Origin of the sequence: Streptomyces aquilus, assembly GCF_003955715.1 — a bacterium.
GTDB lineage: Bacteria > Actinomycetota > Actinomycetes > Streptomycetales > Streptomycetaceae > Streptomyces > Streptomyces aquilus.
In genome coordinates this window covers 8,963,647-8,981,911 of the sequence record NZ_CP034463.1, presented here as the reverse complement: position 1 = coordinate 8,981,911, position 18,265 = coordinate 8,963,647, and the positions used below count along the sequence as shown (strand labels likewise).

Here is an 18,265-nt window from a genome sequence, read left to right as displayed (position 1 = left end):
CGTGCATGGGCAGGGGCGACTGGAGCAGGCGCCGGTTCGTCGGCGCGCTCGCGGGGACGGCCACGGTGACGGTGCTTTCCTCGTGCGACGACGCCGGGCCGGAGGCGGCCCGGAGCCCTCGGTCCGTAGCACCGGAGGCAGGTCCGAGCACCGCCACCACGGCACCCTCCCCCACCCCGTCCGGCCCCCGCCCCCTGGCCCTCGGCACGTACACCTCCGTCGAGGACGGCGGCACCGGCATCGCCTTCGCCACGTACGACACCGAGACCGGCGAAGTGACCCGGGGCGGCACGCTCACCGGCGTCGGCGACCCGTCGTATCTCGCCCTGCACCCCGACGGCCGCACGCTGTACGCGGTGAACGAGCGCGAGAAGGGCGCCGTGACCGCCGTACGGCTCTCCGACCGCGAGGTGCTGGGCAGCCGGAGCACCGGCGGCGGGGCGCCCTGTCATCTGTCGGTGCATCCTGGTGGACGCTGGCTGCTGAGCGCGAACTACGGCGACGGCAGTGTGGCCGTGCATCCCCTCGACGCCTCGGGGGCGATCGGCGAGCGCGCCGACCTCGTCACGCACTCCACACCCGAACCGGGGCCGGGGCAGGAGGGCCCGCACGCCCACCAGTTCGTGACCAGCCCGGACGGCCGTCATCTCCTCGCCGTCGACCTGGGCACGGACACGGTCTACACGTACCGCCTCGACGAACGGACCGGACGGCTCACCCAGGTCGCGCAGGCCCACACCCGGCCGGGGGCCGGTCCGCGGCATCTCACGTTCCATCCCGGCGGCCGGTACGCCTACCTCGCCAACGAGGTCGACAACACCGTCGCCGTCTGCGCCTACGACGCCGACACCGGGCGCCTCACCATCGGCGGGGCGCAGTCCACGGGGACCGGCTCGGGGACCAGCTATCCGGCGCAGTTCGCGGTGACGCCGGACGGCCGGTACGCCTACCTCGCCAACCGCGGCCACAACAGCCTCACGCGCTACGCGGTGGAGGCGGACGGCGCCCGGCTCAGGCTCCTCGACACGGTGCCGGTGGCCGGCGACTTCCCGCGGCAGATCGCCCTGTCGCCGGACGGCACGCTGCTGTTCGCGGCGAACCAGCGGTCGGGCACGGTGAGCGTGTTCCGCGTGGACACGGGCAGCGGTCGGCTGCGGCTCGCGGGCAGGCCGTTCGCGTCACCCGTCGCCGTCTGTGCGCTGCCGCTGTAGCGCACGCGGGCAGGAGGCCGAGGCGGCCTGGCCGAGCAGGACGTGCATGCGCTCGGTGAGCTGTCCGACGTCGTCGGCGGGCCGGTGGAAGGGCAGGCGTACGTCGCCGTGGGCGCGGGCGCGTTCGATGCGCAGGGTCAGTCCGTGCCGGTCGATCGCGACGGGCTGGACCTTGACGGCGCCGTGCAGGCTGTCGGCTTCGACGAGCCGGGTGAGGCGCTCGACCGCGTCGGAGTGGCAGTCGGCGAGATGCGTCAGCAGCCGGGCCTCAGCCGTGGCCAGGGGGTCGGGCGCGGCGGCGGCGAACTCGTCGAGGCCGACGACGACGGCGCCGGACGGCTGCCGCAGCACGACCCGGGTCGCGGTGAACGCCAGCCGGTCGTCCTCTGGGGCGAACCAGCCGGCGAGCCACAGCCGGGCCCGGATACGGTTGCGCACGGGAACGGGCGAGACGTCGGCGAACTCCAGCACGGCGGACGGCTCTCCGCGCGGCGCGCAGATCGCGGCCGCGAGCAGCGCGCTGTCGTCCGGGACGTCGAGGTGCACCCGGCCGTCCTCGGCGACCGTGTGCGCGCCGACGAGCTCCTCGCGACCGCCGTCCGCGGTCACGGCGCACGACCACGCGGTGGCGAGCACCGAGCGCGCCCGCTCCGCCGCGGAAGGCGCGGCCGCCCAGCTGTGGCTGTCACCCATCCCAGCACCCATTCCAGACCTCCTTAGGTAAGCCTTGCCTAACCTATCGGAGATCGGGGTGCACGCCAACCACCACCCCCTGCCCCTTCGCGAAAGTTCAGACGCCGAGGACGCCCAGCAGCGCGCGAGCACACAGGTCGCGCACCTGCTCCCGGGACAACTCCGAACCTCTCAGCCACTCCAGACAGACCGCCGTGATGAACGCCAGCCAGCCGCGCACGGCGAGAGTGGTCTCGGGCCGCGCCTCGAACCCGGCGCCGAACTCGGGGTCCGCGGCCAGCGCCGCCAGGATCTGGCGCTCCTGCGCGGCCAGCGCCTGCTGATAGACCTTGCGCACGGCCTGGTCCCCGGCCGCGTCGGCCCGGTGGAAGGCACGGAAGCCGTGCGCGTGGGCCTCGACGTACTCCAGGAACGTGTCGAGCCCCGCGGCCAGTTGCTCGCGCACCGGGACACCGGGGACCGCCGCGGTCATCCGCAGCATCCGGCCGCTCTCGCGCTCGACGACGGCCGCGAAGAAATCCCGCTTGGTCGGGAAGTAGTGGTAGAGCAGCCCGCGCGAGACACCGGCGATCTCGGCGACGCGCTCGATCCACACGTCGTCGTACGGGCTCTCCGAGAACAGCCGCGCGCCGACGGCGAGGAGTTGCTCCCGGCGCTCCTCGGTGCTGAGCCGGCGGCGGGTGCGCTCCCCCTGGTTGGCGGCCATGACCGCACCTTATCCCGACCACGGTTCCTTTACTTGACGCCGGTTCAACAGCGGGACCAGACTTGAGCACGTTATTGAACCGACGTACAACACGCCCCAACCCGCCCCCGTACCAAGGGAGATCGCGTCATGGCGGAGACGAGCAACCAGGCGGCGCTGCCGAAGGGGTTCCGCAGCGCCGAGCAGGGCTGGCCCGAGCTGCACCGCATCCCGCATCCGCCGCGGCGGCTGCCCCTTCTCGGCGATGTGCTCGGGGCGAACCGGCGCACCCCGCTCCAGGACTCCCTGAAGTACGCCCGTCAGCTGGGGCCGATCTACCGGCGCAAGGCCTTCGACCGGGAGTTCGTGTTCGTCTGGGGCGCGAAGTTGGCGGCCGACCTCGCGGACGAGACGCGGTTCGCGAAGCATGTGGGGCTCGGGGTGGCCAATCTGCGGCCGGTCGCCGGGGACGGGCTGTTCACGGCGTACAACCACGAGCCGAACTGGCAGCTGGCGCACGACGTGCTCGCGCCTGGCTTCAGCCGGGAGGCGATGGCGGGCTACCACCCGATGATGCTGGCCGTGGCCGGGCAGCTCACGGACCACTGGGACGCGGAGCTGGCGGCGGGCCGCACGGTGGACGTGCCCGGCGACATGACCAAGCTGACACTGGAGACGATCGCGCGGACCGGTTTCGGCCACGACTTCGGCTCCTTCGAACGCTCGCGTCCGCATCCGTTCATCACCGCGATGGTGGGCACGCTGACCTATGCGCAGCGGCTCAACTCGGTGCCGTGGCCGGGGTTGTTGCGCCGGGCGGGCCGGCGGAACGAAGCCGACATCTCCTATCTGAACCGCACGGTCGACGACCTGGTGCGGGAGCGCCGCAAGACCGACGGCGGCGACGGGGATCTCCTCGACCGGATGCTGCGGACCGCCCATCCGGAGACCGGTGAGCGGCTGTCCGCGGAGAACGTCCGCCGTCAGGTGATCACGTTCCTGGTGGCCGGGCACGAGACCACCTCGGGCGCGCTGTCCTTCGCCCTGCACTACCTCTCCCGCCACCCCGACGTCGCGGCGCGCGCCCGCGCGGAGGTGGACCGGGTGTGGGGCGACGTGGAGTCACCCGGCTACGACCAGGTGGCCCGGCTCCGCTACGTCCGCCGGATCCTCGACGAGTCGCTGCGGCTGTGGCCGACGGCGCCCGCCTTCGCCCGGGAGGCCGTCGAGGACACGGTGCTGGCCGGGGAACACCCGATGCGACGGGGCGCGTGGACGCTCGTCCTCACGCCGATGCTGCACCGCGACCCCGAGGTGTGGGGCGCGGACGCCGAACGGTTCGACCCGGACCGCTTCGACCCGAAGGCGGTACGGCAGCGCGCCCCGCACACCTTCAAGCCGTTCGGCACAGGCGCGCGGGCCTGCATCGGCCGCCAGTTCGCCCTCCACGAGGCCACGCTGGTGCTGGGCCTGCTGCTGCGCCGCTACGACCTGCACGCCGACCCGGCCTACCGGCTGCGGGTGACGGAGCGGTTGACCTTGATGCCGGAGGGATTGCGGCTGGGGTTGGAGCGGCGACGGGTGGGGGTGCCGGTTGGCTTGGGGAGTGAGGCGAACTCGGGGGTTGGGGCGGCCTCGGGGACCGAGGCGGAGGTGGCGTCGGGGGCGGAGGCGGAGGTGGCGTCGGGGGCGGAGGCGGAGGTGGCGTCCGGGGCGGAGGGGCGGTGCCCGGTGCACGGAGTGGGGGACTGAGGCTGGGGCGGGGGTGCCGGTTGGCTTGGGGGGTGAGGCGAACTCGGGGGCCGGAGCGGGGGTACCGGTTGGCTTGGGGATTGGGGCGGCCACGGAGGCCGAAGCGGCCTCGGGGGCCGAGCGGGCGGAGACGGCACAGTCGGCGGAAGCGGGGGCTCGCGGGGCCGAGAGCCCGGGTGCGGGGCCGCGGTGTCCGGTGCGCGACGTGCGTGACTGATACGAGGGACGGGGCCGCGGCCGCCGGGCACGTCCGGAAGCCGGGGCGGGCTCGGCCGGGGCCGGCGGGTCGCCTGGGTGTGGGCGGTGTGACCCCCGGACGGCCGGCAGGCACGCCTGGGTACGGGCGGCCGGACCCCGCCGCGGTGGCTCATGCGTCCGCGGCCCCGTCCGGCCTCACCCGGCGTCCCGACGCCGACCGGCCTCAGATGGGCATCCCGGTTCGGCGGGACTCAGATGGGGATTCCGGTCCGGGGACTCAGCCCTGCGTCCAGTGCCCCGGGCGCGTGACCGACGTCGGCAACCGGGTGCCCGCGCTGCCCCGTGCCGCGTTGACCTGCGGCTGGGTCAGGAAGAAGGCGTCGGTGAGGTCCGCGTCCGTGAGGTCGGTGTCGCGGAGGTCGGCGCCGATCAGGTCCGCGCCGCGCAGGTCGGCGCCGGTGAGGTCGGCGGCGATGAGGTAGGCGCCGCGGAGGTTCGCGCCGCGCAGGTCGGCGTTGCGGAGGCGGGCGCCCATGAGGTCCGCGCCCCGGCGGTCCTTCTTCTTGCCGCGGGTGCCGGCCCGGACCAGTTCGCTGGTCCGCAGCAGGAGCACGTTGACCTCCTGGCGATGCGCGCCCACATCCAGGGCGCCCAGCTCCTCGGGGCCCCGGAGGGTGAGTTCCTCCGTCCGCTCCAGCATGCGGCGCAGGTCGGCGTGGACCGGGCGGGCGGCGGGGAGGGTGAGCGCCTCCGTGAGATACCAGAGCAGTTCGTGCAGCTGGCGCACGACCGGGAAGACGTCGAACATGCGGCGCGCGTGCTCACGCCCGCCGGTCCGCCAGTCCGCGCCGCCGAAGGTCACCTGCGAGACCTTCTGGCCGGCGCCGAAACAGTCGTAGACCGTGCAACCGGTGAAGCCCTGCTGCCGCAGCCGGGCATGGATGCCGCACCGGTGGTCGTCCTGGAGGTTGGCGCAGGGCTTGCCGGCCGGCTTGTCCACGGCGAAGTCCGTCGAGGCCGTGAAGGGCAGGGCGACGCAGCACAGCCCGAAGCAGTTCCCGCAGTCCCCGCGCAGGGCTGTGTGATCTTGCATGTGTCCAGGATACGGAACGAAAACTCACCGATGAATTTTCCGCGGTGTGGGGGTCTCCACATACAGAAGAAAACAAACTCGGCTACCACTGAGATGCAGCCGACGGAAGCAGGAGCCACACCGCATCGAGGAGAGACGTCATGTGCAGCCACCAGCCCGCGTGCCCCACCGCCGAGAGCCCCGACCACCACGCCGCGGTGATCGTCTCGGCCCACCCCGAACAGGGCTGGAGCCTGCTGTGCAACGGCACCATCGTCTTCGACGACACCGGTGAACTCCTCCCGGACGGGCGGGCGGTGAGCCCGCACCGCCCGGTCGGCGCGACGCTGGTGGCCGCCTGACTCAGCCCTCGGTGCCCGGCACGTCGAGACGGGCGAGCCGCTCGGGGTCGGCCAGGATGTGCAGTTCGGTGATCCGGCCGTCCACGACGGTGACGCCCATGACGGAGAGCAGCTGCCCCTCCTGCGCGTTGAACACCCCGATCGCGCCGTTGACCAGCGCCAGCTCCGCGAACTGCGCGAACTGCCGGAAGAGCATGGCCTGTTCGGCGACCGGCCTGGCACCGCGCACCAGCTTGGACACCGCCGCCCCGCCGACCAGCGCACCGGAGTCGGCCCGCAGCACGACATCCGGGTCCAGGACCGCGAGCAGGGCCTCGAAGTCCCCGCCGCGGGCGGCGCTCATGAAGGCCTCGACGACCTGCCGCTGCCGCCCGAGGTCGGGCTCGGCGGACGGGGCGGCGCCCTTGACCCGGCGCCGGGCACGGCTGGCGAGCTGCCGGGTGGCGGCCGGAGTCTTCTCCACGATCGCGGCGATGTCGTCGAACGGCACGGCGAACATGTCGTGCAGCACGAACGCGAGCCGTTCGGCGGGCTCCAGCGTCTCCAGGACGACGAGCAGGGCGAGGCCGACGGAGTCCGCCTGGAGCACTTCCTGCTCGGGGTCGATGCGCGACAGGGGTGTGAGGAGCGGGTCGGGGACGAAGGTGTCGTCCAGCGGGTCCTCGCGGCGCGTGGTGCGGGAGCGCAGCATGTCGAGGCAGACCCGGCCGACGACCGTGGTGAGCCAGCCCCCGAGGTTGCGGATGTCGTCGGCCTCGCTCCGGCCGAGCTTCAGCCAGGCCTCCTGCACAGCGTCCTCGGCCTCGGCGAGCGAGCCGAGCATCCGGTAGGCGACCGCCTTGAGATGCGGCCGGTACTCCTCGAAGCGGTCCGCCAGGACGTCGGTGTCGGTCATGTTCTCCCCCGTTGTCATCGTCATCCGCTGAACAGCGTCGGCTGCTCAACTGCTGTCATCTGCTGAACAGTTCGAAAGCCACGGCAGGTGTCCCGCCGAAGCGTTCCGCGGTCTGCTCCGCCACTCCGGTGAGGAATGTGCGGGCGTACGTCTCCGGATCCTCTGTCGTCAACGCCTCGATGTACGCGCGGTGTTCGAGGAGCGAGCGCACCGCGCGTTCCATGCCGGGCGTCGCGTCCACGGCGTGGGTGGGTGAGGACGAGCCGGCCACGGCCACCCAGCGGACGCCGTTCCACGGCTCCAGGCCCTGTTCCGTCAGCTCTGGGAAGATCCAGCGGTTGCCCGCGTCGCCGGCCGCGTCGAGTGTGGCCCGGCCCACCGCGACATGGTCAGGGGTGTTCCAGGCGACGCCTCCCCAGGTGTCGCGGTGGTTGAGGGTGATCACCAGCTCGGGCCGGTGCCGGCGGATCGCGGCGGCGATGTCGCGGCGCAGGGCGAGGCCGTACTCGATCACGCCGTCCTTGTGGTCGAGGAACTCGACCGTCGACACCCCCACGACCGCGGCACTGGCCCGCTGCTCCTGCTCGCGCAGCGGGCCGCACTTCGCCGGCTCCAGGGTGTCGATGCCCGCCTCGCCACGGGACGCCAGGACGTAGGCGACCTCGCGTCCGGCGTCGGTCCAGGCGGCGATCGCCGCGGAGCAGCCGTACTCGAGGTCGTCCGGGTGGGCCACGACGGCGAGGGCGCGCTGCCAGTCCTCGGGCATGGGCTGGAGCTGAGTGATCGTCGGCTCGGTCATGCCCGCACAGTAACGTCACACCTCGTCGCGCGTCAGCGCCAGCAGCCGGTCGAGGACGCGCGGGCCGCCGGCCCGGACGCCGTCGTGCTCGAACTCGTCGGTGACCCAGGTGCGCAGGCCGCGGATGGCGCGGGCGGTCTGGAGGGAGTGGGTCGTGTCGACGTACATGTCGTCGTGGTAGACCGCCGCGGCGACCGGGACCGCGTTGGCGGCGAGGCGGGCGCTGTCGTAGAGCGGCTTCCAGTCGGTGCGGGCGGCGAGGAGTTCGGCGGTCTCCCGCAGGGGGCGCAGGGCCGGGTCCGTCTCGAACATCCAGGGGTGGATCGACTCGCCGGTGAACAGCAGCGGTCCGTCGCCCGTGAGCGTCTTCGCCGCGTCGAACTGCGGGAACTCGGCGCGGACGCGTTCCGCCGACCATGCGGTGGGGCGGTCGTCCTGGCCGTAGATCGCCTCGTGGACGAGCGCGTAGAGGGGATGGCCCGCGAACGACAGGAGGCCCTGGACCTCTTCCTGGAAGGCGTCGGAGAGAGCCGGGCCCTGCGGGGTGCGGACGAAGGCCTCTTCCAGGAGGAAGTGCAGGCGGTGGCTGCCCTCGCCGCCGCCGAGGAGGATGCCGAGGGACTGGAAGGCCTCGACGGTGAGGCGATAGCCGTTGGGGAGGACCACCTCGTGGTTGAGGAGGTGGTCGGCGATACGGCGGGCGCGCTCGACGTCCTGCGGGTAACGGGCGTAGTGGGCGGCGACCTTGCGCTCGATGCGCGGGTAGGCCGCCCGGTAGACGTCGTCGGCGTGGGCGTCGAGGGAGGGCAGGCCGCCGGTGATCACGGCGGCGCTGAGGCCCTCGGGGGCGGTCGAGAGGTAGTTGACCGCGCAGAAGCCGCCGAAGCTCTGGCCGAGGACGGTCCAGGGGGCGCCGCCGGTGAGCTGCGGGCGGATGGTCTCGCAGTCGCGGACGATCGAGTCGGAGCGGAAGTGCGTGAGGTAGTCGGCCTGTTCGGCGGGGCCGCCGCGCAGCGGGAGCGTCTGCCGGTTGGCGGGCGTGGAGTGGCCGGTGCCGCGCTGGTCGAGCAGGAGGACCCGGAACTCCTTCAGGGCGCGGCCGAGCCAGGCCGGCCTGCCGACGAAACGGTTGGCGCCGAAGCCCGGGCCGCCCTGGAGATAGACCAGCCATGGCAGGTCCTGCCGCGCCTTGTCACCGGCGACCACCTCACGGGCGTAGAGCTCGATCGTCTCCCCCTCGGGGGTGTCGTGGTCGAGCGGCACGGTGAAGTGGTGGTCGGTGAGGACGACGCCGGGCTGGCGGTAGGTCGCGGTCAACGGGGCTCCCGGGACGGACGGACGTGCGGACGCGTCCCAGTTCAGCACATGCCCGTCCGATATCCGATGCCTGGGATCATGAAATCGGACTGAACGGCGGATCAGCGGGCGGACAGGCTGGAGCGGCGTACGACCAGTTCGGGCTGGAGCACGACCCGGCGGTGCTCGTGCCGGCGCGGCGCGGTCTCCGCTTCCGTCTCCTCCAGCAGCAGTTCGGCGGCCAGGGCGCCCATGGTGACGGCGGGCTGGCGGACCGACGTGAGCGGGACGGCCGCGGCGGCGGCGAACTCGATGTCGTCGTAGCCGACGATGGCGAGGTCGTCGGGGACGTTGATCCCGGCCGCGTACATGGCCTGGAGGACGCCCAGGGCTAGCAGGTCGTTGGCGCAGAAGACGGCAGTGGGGCGGTCGGCGAGGCCGAGCAGGCGGGCGCCGGCGTCGCGGCCCGCGGCGACGTCGAGGCGCTCGGTGGGCAGCTCGCGCAGCACGTCGGGGCTCAGGCCGGCCTCGGCGAGGGCGTTGAGGGCGCCGGTGCGGCGGTCGCGGACCTGGTTGAAGCCGGGCGGACCGCTGACGTACGCGATGGTGCGGTGTCCGGCGTCGATGAGATGCCGTACGGCCAGGGCGCCGCCGGCGACGTCGTCGACGGAGACCGAGCACTCGGTGGTGCCCTCGGCGACCCGGTCGACGAGGACGAAGGGGATGCCGTGGCGCCGGAAGCTCTGGATGTTGCGGCCGGTCGCGTCGGCCGGGGTCAGCAGCACGCCGCGGACCCGCTGCTCGGCGAAGAGCGAGAGGTACTCGGCCTCCTCCCCCGCGCTCTCCGCGCTGTTGCAGACCATCACGCCGAGCCCGGCGTCGCGGGCGGCCCGTTCGGCGCCGCGCGCGACGTCGACGAAGAAGGGGTTGCCCATGTCGAGGACGAGCAGCCCCATGATCCGGCTGCGTCCGGCGCGCAGCTGGCGGGCGGACTCGCTGCGGACGTAGCCGAGCCGGTCGATCGCGGAGAGCACGCGCGCGCGTGTCTCGGTCGCGACGGAGTCCGGGCGGTTGATGACGTTGGAGACCGTGCCCACCGACACTCCGGCGGCGCGGGCCACGTCCTTGATACCCACCGACTGGGCCATCGGACAGGAACCTCCAGGTGAAAGAGGGGCGGCGGGCAGGCCATCACATTACCGGCACGCCGCCCCGAATCGATCCCGGTCAGGCGGGCAGCGCGAAGTCGACGACATGGAGCGCCGACGGCGTCGTACCGGTGGACTTCTCCTGGTACATCACCGACAGGACGTTGTCCTGGGCGATGCGCGTCTCGTCGATCACGACCTCGCCGAAGGCGTTGAGGCCGCTGCCGTCGTACAGGAGCGTCCAGTCGGTGTGGCCGGACGCCTTGGAGGCGCCGGCGATCCGGCCGAACGGGAAGATCGCGTAGGCGTTGTCGTACTTGTCCAGGACCAGTTTGGTGCGCTGGCTGGAGTTGAGCGGGACCGGGATCTCGGTCTTCTGCCAGGTGCCCGCGGAGTTCTTGCGGACGTGGAAGGCGCGGCCGTTGGCGGTGCGGTCGGTGACGTAGTTGGTGGTGCACTGGCCGAAGCGGCCGGGGACGTAGCTGATGATCGCGTGCGGCAGGCCGGCGGAGTCGGTGAACTGGCTCTCCTGGTTCATCAGGGAGTGGTCCGGGTTCAGCGCGTCGATCACCAGGCCGCTGTCGGTGACGGCGACCTTGTCGGCGCCGCCGGTGGTGCCGACGACGGTGCCCGCGTTGTTGCGCCAGGTGCGGCCGCGGTCGTCGGAGTAGACGTAGCCGGTGTCGTGGTTGGTGATGCCGCCGGAGGAGCACATCACGGCGCCGTTCTGCTCACGCCAGGTGAAGAAGGAGTGCAGCCGGCCGTTCCTGTCGTAGTCGATGCCGTGCAGATACATGTTGCGGGCCGTCGAGGAGCCGTGCTCGCTGGTGTAGGTGCCGGTGGAGCTGGACCACTCCCCGAGGTCGGTCCAGGTCGAACCGTCGTACTCCGCGAGGGCGTTGCGGCCGTTGCCGGAGACCGCGACCCGGTAGCTGAGCTGGAGCTTGCCGTCGGGGGTGGAGATGAACTGGGGGTAGGTGAACTGCGACGTGAGGGCGAGACCGTCGAGCGTGGACTGGGGCGCGCCGAAACGGGCGGCCGTCCAGCTCAGTCCGGACGGGTTGTCCATGAGGCCGGCGACCGACTTGACGTAGGTGAAGCCGTCGCTGTGCGAGTCCATGTTGAGGTGGAGGCGGCCGTCCACCTTGGAGACGCCCATGGAGATGACGTTGTGGGAGTCGCTCGCCTTGAGGGTGTGGCCGACCTGGACGGTGGACCAGGTGCTGCCGCCGAGGACGCGGCGGCCGACGACGGCGTTCTTGTCGGCCGTGTACCAGACGGCGTACTGGTAGCCCTTGTAGGTCAGCAGGCCGTTCTTCTGGAACGAGTTGTTGTTGACCAGGCCGTCGTAGGACACGAAGAAGACGGCCTGGCTGTCGAGCGTGGTGGTGCCGGCCTTGGTGACCGAGGGGCCGGGGACGGCGGCGCGGGCGGTGCCGCCGGTGAGTGCGGAGGTGGACATGGCGGTCACGATGGCACCGGTGAGCAGGGTGCGTCTTCTCATGGCGCGGCTCCAGATGATCCTGAGGGGGAAGTCAGGCGAGGTGGAACACTTCGGTGAGCGGTTTCATGGCCTCGTCGGGGCGGGCGCCGTCCAGCGACTCGAAGAACGGCGCCATCTCCCGCTGCCAGCGGGCGTTGACCTCGGTGGCCTCCATGCCGGCCTGGGCGGCGGCGAAGTCCTCGGTCTCCAGATAGCCGACCAGCAGGCCGTCCTCTCTGAGGAAGAGCGAGTAGTTGTGCCAGCCGGTGGCCGAGAGCGCGTCCAGCATCTCCGGCCACACGGCGGCGTGCCGCTCGCGGTACTCGTCCAGGCGGTCCGCACGGACCTTCAGAAGGAAGCACACGCGCTGCATCAACGACCCTCCAGGGCCTAGAAGTTGAACTGGTCGATGTTCTTGGCGTCGAACACGGTCGGCTTGCCGAGGTTGATCACGCCGTCCTTGCCGATGGTGTACGTGGTGTCGCCGGCCTTGAAGGTCTCGCCCTCCTTGCCGGTGATCTGACCGGACGCCAGGGCGACGGCGGTGCGGGCGGCGAGGTCGCCGAGCTTCGCCGGGTCCCACAGCTCGAAGCCCTCGACGGTGCCGTTCTTGACGTACTTGCGCATGTCGTTGGGGGTACCGAGGCCGGTCAGCTTGACCTTGCCCTTGTACTTGGAGCCCGACAGGTACTGGGCGGCGGCCTTGATGCCGACGGTGGTCGGGGAGATGATCCCCTTCAGGTTCGGGTACTCCTGGAGCAGGCCCTGGGTCTGCTGGAAGGACTTCTGGGCGTCGTCGTCGCCGTAGGCGACCTTGACGAGCTTGATGTCCTTGTACTTCGGGTCCTTCAGCTCCTCCTTCATGAAGTCGATCCAGACGTTCTGGTTCGTCGCGGTCTGCGCGGCCGACAGGATCGCGATCTCGCCCTTGTAGCCGATCTGCTCGGCGAGCAGCTGCACCTCGGTGCGGCCGAGGTCCTCGGCGGAGGCCTGCGAGACGAAGGCGTTGCGGCACTCCGGCTTGGTGTCGGAGTCGTAGGTGACGACCTTGATGTCGTTCTTCATGGCCTGCTTCAGCGCGGTGCACAGGGCGCCCGGGTCCTGCGCGGACACGGCCATCGCGTCGACCTGCTGCTGGGTGAGGGTGTTGACGTAGGAGACCTGGCCCGCGGTGTCGGTGGCGCTGGAGGGGCCGACCTCCTTGTAGCTGGAGCCGAGCTCCTTCAGGGCCGCCTCGCCGCCCTTGTCGGCGGAGGTGAAGTAGGGGTTGTTGACCTGCTTGGGCAGGAAGCCGACGGTCAGGCCCTTCTTGGTGGCCGCGTTCGGGTCGGCCTTGGCGGTGGTGGCCGCGGAGGCGCCCTCGTTCTCCACGTCCTTCTTGGTGGTGCCGCCACAGGCGGTGAGCGCCAGGGCGAGCGAGGTTCCGGCGGCGAGGGCCGCGCAGGCACGGCGGAGGGATGACTTGCGCATGGCGAGGGTTCCTTTGGAAGAAGGGTGAGTGGAGATACCTAAGGGGCGCGGGGAACTACGCGAGCAACCACAACGAGCCCGCAGTCTCAAGACGGCCTACGACGTGAGCCTTCGTGCCCTGGCCACTGCGATCTGCTTGGCAACTCGCGGCCCAAGCACGGACAGCACCAGCAACACACCCGTGACGACGATCTGCGACTGCGCCGAGACGTCCTGGAGGCTCATCACGTTCTGCAAAGCCCCCAGCAGGAACACCCCGGCAATGGCCCCGCCGAGCGTCCCCTTGCCCCCGTCGAAGTCGATGCCACCGAGCAACACTGCCGCGATGACGGACAGTTCAAGCCCGGTCGCGTTGTCATACCGAGCGGACGCGTAGTGCAGCGCCCAGAAGACGCCGGTGAGCGAGGCCATCAGGCCCGTCACCGTGAACAGGATGAGCTTCTGCCGCTTGACACGGATGCCGGCGAACCGCGCGGCCTCCTCGCTCGCGCCGATCGCGAACGTGGCCCGCCCGAACGCCGTGGCGTGCAGAACGATCACGGCGATCACGAGCAGCACGAGGAAGGGCACGAAGGCCCGCGGGACGAACGTGTCGCCGATCCGGCCGGCCGCGAAGTCCAGGTACTGGGTGGGGAAGTCGGTCACCGAGTCGGAGCCGAGCACGATCTGCGCGATGCCCCGGTAGGCGGCGAGGGTGCCGATGGTGACGGCGAGGGAGGGCAGCCCGAGCCGGGTGACGAGCAGGCCGTTGACGAGGCCGCAGACCACGCCGAGCAGCAGGCAGATCGGGATGATCGTCTCGATCGTCATGCCCTGGTTCCACAGGTAGCCCATGACGGCGCCGGAGAGTCCGGCGGTGGAGGCGACGGAGAGATCGATCTCGCCCGAGACGACCAGAAGGGTCATCGGGAGGGCGACCAGGGCGATCGGAAGGGTGTTGCCGATCAGGAACGACAGGTTGAGAGCGTTCCCGAAACCGTCGACCGTTCCGAAGGACAGCAGGAGCACGACGATCAGAACGGCACCGACGACCGTGTCCCAGCGGACGGCTCGCGTCAGAGACTCAGGCATGGCGGGCGTTCCTCTTCTTCAGGGCCGAGGCCACGCGCAGCGCGACGATCCGGTCGACCGCGATGGCGAGGATGAGCAGGATGCCGTTGATGGCGAGCACCCACACGGAGCTGACGCCGAGCGCGGGCAGCATGCTGTTGATGGAGGTCAGCAGCATGGCGCCGAGGGCCGCTCCGTAGACGCTGCCGGAGCCGCCGGTGAAGACGACGCCGCCGACCACGACCGCGCTGACGACGGTCATCTCGTAGCCGGTGCCGGTGCCGGAGTCGACGTTGCCGAACCGGGCCAGGTACATCGCGCCGGCGAGACCGGCCAGGGCCCCGCAGAAGGTGTAGGCGGCGAGGATGCGCTTGCGGACCGGGATGCCGGCGAGGCGGGCGGCCTCGGGGTTGGAGCCGAGGGCGTAGAGCTCGCGGCCGCTGCCGAAGTGCTTGAGGTAGTACGCGGTGACCACCAGGACCACCAGCGCGATCAGTGCGAGGTAGGGCACGGCGGAGATGCCGCCGGAGCCGAAGTCGATGAAGCCGTCCGGGAGGCCCGCCGCGGTGATCTGCCGGGAGCCGACCCAGATCGAGTCGATGCCGCGGATGATGTAGAGCGTGCCGAGGGTGACGACGAGGGCGGGCACCTGGCCGAGGCTGACCAGGAGGCCGTTCAGCAGGCCGAACCCGATGCCCATGAGGACGGCGAGGGCGATCGCCACGACCGGGTTCCCGCCGCCCTGGAGGTAGTCGCCGGCGGCGAAGGCGCTGATGCCGAGGGTCGAGCCGACCGACAGGTCGACGTTCCGCGTGATCACGACCAGGGACTGCCCGGTGGCGACCAGCACCAGGATCGTCGCGTTGAGCAGCAGGTCCTTGATGCCCTGTTCGGACAGGAACTCGCTGTTGCCGGCCTGGGTGATGACGATCATCACCAGGAAGACGACCAGGATGGCGAGTTCGCGCATCTTGAAGACGCGGTCGACGAGCCGGGTGCCGCTGGACCTGGGCACCTCGGCGACGGGCGCCTTGTCGGGGGTGGTGACCGTCATGCGGCGGCCCTCCGCAGGACAGGGGACGTCGTGGTGGGCCTCATGCGGCGGTCCTCCCGGTGGCTGCGGCCATCACGGTTTCCTCGGTGGCTTCGGAGCGCGGGATCTCGGCGGTGAGCCGGCCCTCGTGCATGACGAGCACGCGGTCGGCCATGCCGAGGATCTCGGGCAGGTCGGAGGAGATCATCAGTACGGCGACGCCGTCGGCGGCGAGTTCGCTGAGCAGCCGGTGCACCTCGGCCTTGGTGCCGACGTCGATGCCGCGGGTGGGCTCGTCGACGATCAGCACCTTGGGGCCGGTGGCCAGCCACTTGGCGAGGACGACCTTCTGCTGGTTGCCGCCGGACAGGGTGTTGACCGTGTCGGCGATACGGGCGTACTTGACCTGGAGCTTGACGGCCCAGTCGAGGGACCGGCTGCGTTCGGCGCCGCGGTCCATCAGGCCGGCCTTCACGGTCGTACGAAGTCCGGTGAGGCCGATGTTGCGCTCGATGGACATGTCCATCACCAGGCCCTGGGCGCGCCGGTCCTCGGGGACGAGGGCGAGGCCCGCGGCCATGGCGGTGGAGGGGGCGCCGTTGGTCAGTGGCTTGCCGTCCACGGAGACGTCGCCCGCGTCCCAGCGGTCGATACCGAACACCGCCCGGGCGACCTCGGTGCGGCCCGCCCCGACGAGCCCGGCCAGTCCGACGATCTCTCCGCGCCGCACCTGGAAGGAGACGTCGGTGAAGACACCCTCCCGGGTCAGGCGGTTCACCGTCAGGGCGACCTCGCCGGGGCGTACCTCCTGCTTGGGGTAGAGCTCATCGAGGTCGCGGCCGACCATGCGGCGCACGAGGTCGTCCTCGGTCATGCCGTCGATGGGCTCGCTGGAGATCCAGGCGCCGTCGCGGAGGGTGGTGACCCGCCGGCAGATCTGGAAGATCTCCTCCAGGCGGTGGGAGATGAACAGGACGGCCGCGCCCTGTTCGCGCAGGGTGCGCACGACGCCGAAGAGGCGGGCGACCTCGCTGCCGGTGAGGGCGGCGGTCGGCTCGTCCATGATCAGGACGCGGGCCTCGAAGGAGAGCGCCTTGGCGATCTCGACGATCTGCTGGTCCGCGATGGACAGGCCGCGCGCGGGGCGGTCGGGGTCGAGCTCGACGCCGAGGCGCCGCATCAGGGCGGCGGTGGCCGCGTGGGTGGCCTTGTGGTCGATCCGGCCGAGGGCCTTCCGGGGCTGACGCCCCATGAAGATGTTCTCGGCGATCGAGAGGTCGGGGAAGAGCGTGGGCTCCTGGTAGATCACGGCGATACCGGCGTCGCGGGCGTCACCGGGGCCGTGGAAGACGACGGGCTCGCCGTCGAGGAGTACCTGACCGGCGTCCGGTCGGTGCACCCCCGCAAGGGTCTTGATGAGAGTCGACTTGCCCGCGCCGTTCTCGCCGGCGAGGGCGTGGACCTCACCGGGAAACAGCTCCAGGGAGACGTCCCGCAGGGCGCGTACGGCTCCGAAGGACTTCGAGATGGCCTTGAGCGCCAGCACCGGGGCCGGTCCCGCGTCGGACGGGTGGGTCATGAGGGACTCCTCGACAACGCCCGGGGACTGCCCTCACGGCGTCGTGAAAGGTTTCAACTTGGTTGCCGGGACGTTAGGCACGGCGCCCATGTCACGTCAATGGGTTCGTGTCGAAAAAATTTCGAGACTCATAGGTCACAGCCGGGTCACGGGCAACAGCCTTGGTCGCAGGGGTTGACACCTCACCAGGCGGCTCATACTTTCCCGTCTTGAATCGTTTCACAGTGAACCTGTTCGGAAACCCTTCGGACCCGACGTCACAGGAGCCCTCAAGTGACCGAGCTCGCCGCGGTGAAGGCCGCGCTCAAGACACAGGCAGTCGAGACGCCGTCGTGGGCGTACGGGAACTCGGGAACGCGCTTCAAGGTGTTCGCGCAACAGGGCGTCCCGCGCGATCCCTGGGAGAAGCTCGACGACGCCGCACAGGTGCACGCGTTCACCGGGGTCGCGCCGACCGTGGCGCTGCACATCCCGTGGGACAAGGTGGAGGACTATGCGGCGTTGGCGAAGCACGCGCAGGAGCGCGGGGTGAAGCTCGGCGCGATCAACTCCAACACCTTCCAGGACGACGACTACAAGCTGGGCAGCATCTGCCATCCGGATGCGGCGGTGCGCCGTAAGGCCGTCGATCATTTGTTGGAATGCGTCGACATCATGGACGCGACCGGGTCGAGGGACCTGAAGCTGTGGTTCGCGGACGGCACGAACTATCCCGGGCAGGACGACATCCGGGCCCGCCAGGACCGGCTCGCCGAGGGCCTCGCCGAGGTGTACGAGCGGCTGGGTGACGGGCAGCGGATGCTGCTGGAGTACAAGTTCTTCGAGCCGGCCTTCTACTCGACGGACGTGCCGGACTGGGGCACCGCGTACGCCCACTGCCTCAAGCTCGGCGAGAAGGCGCAGGTCGTGGTCGACACGGGCCACCACGCGCCGGGGACCAACATCGAGTTCATCGTCGCGACGCTGCTGCGGGAGGGGAAGCTCGGCGGGTTCGACTTCAACTCCCGGTTCTACGCCGACGACGACCTCATGGTCGGGGCCGCCGATCCGTTCCAGCTGTTCCGGATCATGTACGAGGTGGTGCGCGGGGGTGGGTTCACGCCCGAGGTCGCGTTCATGCTCGACCAGTGCCACAACATCGAGGCGAAGATCCCGGCGATCATCCGGTCGGTGATGAACGTGCAGGAGGCCACGGCGAAGGCGCTGCTGGTCGACCGGGATGCGTTGAGCGCGGCGCAGGCTTCCGGGGATGTCCTTGAGGCCAACGCCGTGATCATGGACGCGTACAACACGGATGTGCGGCCGTTGCTTGCGGAGGTGCGCGAGGAGATGGGACTCGACGCGAACCCCATCGCCGCGTACAAGCGGTCCGGGTGGGCCGAGAAGATCGTGGCCGAGCGGGTTGGGGGGCAGCAGGCCGGGTGGGGGGCGTAAGCGTCTGCCTGGTTGCTGTCTGACGCGGGGGGCGGGCCGGATGTGGCTGGTCGCGCAGTTCCCCGCGCCCCTAGGGAAACCTCCCCACTCTTCTCCAGATAGGAA

At 70.8% G+C, this 18,265-nt stretch carries 17 protein-coding genes; 4 read left to right on the top strand and 13 right to left on the bottom strand.

Features of this window, described 5'->3' with window-relative positions:
• Window positions 1-5 precede the first annotated feature (5 nt).
• Entirely contained in the window at window positions 6-1,211 is a 1,206-nt protein-coding gene (locus tag EJC51_RS41105) for a lactonase family protein (protein WP_126275746.1), read from the top strand.
• Here EJC51_RS41105 and EJC51_RS41100 read toward each other — a convergent pair.
• Together EJC51_RS41100 and EJC51_RS41095 are read right to left on the bottom strand one after the other, a co-directional pair.
• A complete protein-coding gene (locus EJC51_RS41100; protein ID WP_126277325.1) occupies window positions 1,179-1,904 on the bottom strand; it encodes a DUF2470 domain-containing protein in 726 nt (241 codons plus the stop codon). The two genes, EJC51_RS41105 and EJC51_RS41100, sit on opposite strands and share 33 nt — an antisense overlap.
• A gap of 97 nt (window positions 1,905-2,001) precedes the next feature.
• Window positions 2,002-2,610, bottom strand: coding sequence for a TetR/AcrR family transcriptional regulator (locus EJC51_RS41095; protein WP_126275745.1), 609 nt, complete (start codon window positions 2,608-2,610; stop codon window positions 2,002-2,004).
• Window positions 2,611-2,739: 129 nt separating this feature from the next.
• Between EJC51_RS41095 and EJC51_RS41090 the strand changes: the two genes are divergently transcribed.
• The gene (locus EJC51_RS41090; RefSeq protein WP_126275744.1) at window positions 2,740-4,341 is read left to right on the top strand and encodes a cytochrome P450; all 1,602 of its coding nucleotides are present in this window, start codon (window positions 2,740-2,742) and stop codon (window positions 4,339-4,341) included.
• Between the two features lie 475 nt (window positions 4,342-4,816).
• Here EJC51_RS41090 and EJC51_RS41085 read toward each other — a convergent pair whose 3' ends face one another.
• Window positions 4,817-5,632, bottom strand: a complete 816-nt coding sequence (locus EJC51_RS41085) for a pentapeptide repeat-containing protein (protein WP_126275743.1) — start codon at window positions 5,630-5,632, stop codon at window positions 4,817-4,819.
• Between the two features lie 140 nt (window positions 5,633-5,772).
• On the opposite strand from EJC51_RS41085, the gene EJC51_RS41080 reads away from it, so the two are divergent.
• Window positions 5,773-5,973: a DUF5999 family protein gene (locus tag EJC51_RS41080; RefSeq protein WP_126275742.1), complete on the top strand. Its 201-nt coding sequence runs from the start codon at window positions 5,773-5,775 to the stop codon at window positions 5,971-5,973.
• 1 nt (window position 5,974) lies between these two features.
• Here the strand turns inward: EJC51_RS41080 and sigJ are convergent, their stop codons facing one another.
• The 10 genes from sigJ to EJC51_RS41030 all read right to left on the bottom strand — a co-directional run bounded on the left by sigJ (window position 5,975) and on the right by EJC51_RS41030 (window position 16,726).
• Window positions 5,975-6,868 carry an RNA polymerase sigma factor SigJ gene (gene sigJ / locus EJC51_RS41075; RefSeq protein WP_126275741.1) on the bottom strand — a complete coding sequence of 298 codons (894 nt, stop codon included), beginning with the start codon at window positions 6,866-6,868 and terminating at the stop codon, window positions 5,975-5,977.
• Window positions 6,869-6,923: 55 nt separating this feature from the next.
• Window positions 6,924-7,667, bottom strand: a complete 744-nt coding sequence (locus EJC51_RS41070; RefSeq protein ID WP_126275740.1) for a PIG-L deacetylase family protein — start codon at window positions 7,665-7,667, stop codon at window positions 6,924-6,926.
• Window positions 7,668-7,682: 15 nt separating this feature from the next.
• On the bottom strand, window positions 7,683-8,984 hold the full coding sequence (locus EJC51_RS41065; RefSeq protein WP_126275739.1) for an alpha/beta fold hydrolase: 1,302 nt from the start codon (window positions 8,982-8,984) through the stop codon (window positions 7,683-7,685).
• Window positions 8,985-9,085: 101 nt separating this feature from the next.
• Window positions 9,086-10,111 (bottom strand): LacI family DNA-binding transcriptional regulator, encoded by a 1,026-nt coding sequence (locus EJC51_RS41060; RefSeq protein WP_126275738.1) that lies wholly within the window; start codon window positions 10,109-10,111, stop codon window positions 9,086-9,088.
• Window positions 10,112-10,190: 79 nt separating this feature from the next.
• On the bottom strand, window positions 10,191-11,615 hold the full coding sequence (locus EJC51_RS41055) for a BNR repeat-containing protein (RefSeq protein WP_126275737.1): 1,425 nt from the start codon (window positions 11,613-11,615) through the stop codon (window positions 10,191-10,193).
• A gap of 31 nt (window positions 11,616-11,646) precedes the next feature.
• Window positions 11,647-11,967, bottom strand: a complete 321-nt coding sequence (locus EJC51_RS41050; protein ID WP_126275736.1) for an L-rhamnose mutarotase — start codon at window positions 11,965-11,967, stop codon at window positions 11,647-11,649.
• 17 nt (window positions 11,968-11,984) lie between these two features.
• Complete coding sequence (gene rhaS, locus EJC51_RS41045) at window positions 11,985-13,064, bottom strand: rhamnose ABC transporter substrate-binding protein (protein WP_126275735.1); 1,080 nt, start codon at window positions 13,062-13,064, stop codon at window positions 11,985-11,987.
• Window positions 13,065-13,160: 96 nt separating this feature from the next.
• Window positions 13,161-14,135 carry an ABC transporter permease gene (locus tag EJC51_RS41040; RefSeq protein ID WP_126275734.1) on the bottom strand — a complete coding sequence of 325 codons (975 nt, stop codon included), beginning with the start codon at window positions 14,133-14,135 and terminating at the stop codon, window positions 13,161-13,163.
• On the bottom strand, window positions 14,128-15,168 hold the full coding sequence (locus EJC51_RS41035; protein ID WP_126275733.1) for an ABC transporter permease: 1,041 nt from the start codon (window positions 15,166-15,168) through the stop codon (window positions 14,128-14,130). Before EJC51_RS41035 ends, EJC51_RS41040 begins: the two co-directional genes overlap by 8 nt.
• Window positions 15,169-15,208: 40 nt before the next feature.
• Entirely contained in the window at window positions 15,209-16,726 is a 1,518-nt protein-coding gene (locus EJC51_RS41030; RefSeq protein WP_126275732.1) for a sugar ABC transporter ATP-binding protein, read from the bottom strand.
• Between the two features lie 273 nt (window positions 16,727-16,999).
• On the opposite strand from EJC51_RS41030, the gene rhaI reads away from it, so the two are divergent.
• The gene (gene rhaI, locus EJC51_RS41025) at window positions 17,000-18,160 is read left to right on the top strand and encodes an L-rhamnose isomerase (RefSeq protein ID WP_126275731.1); all 1,161 of its coding nucleotides are present in this window, start codon (window positions 17,000-17,002) and stop codon (window positions 18,158-18,160) included.
• Window positions 18,161-18,265 lie beyond the last annotated feature (105 nt).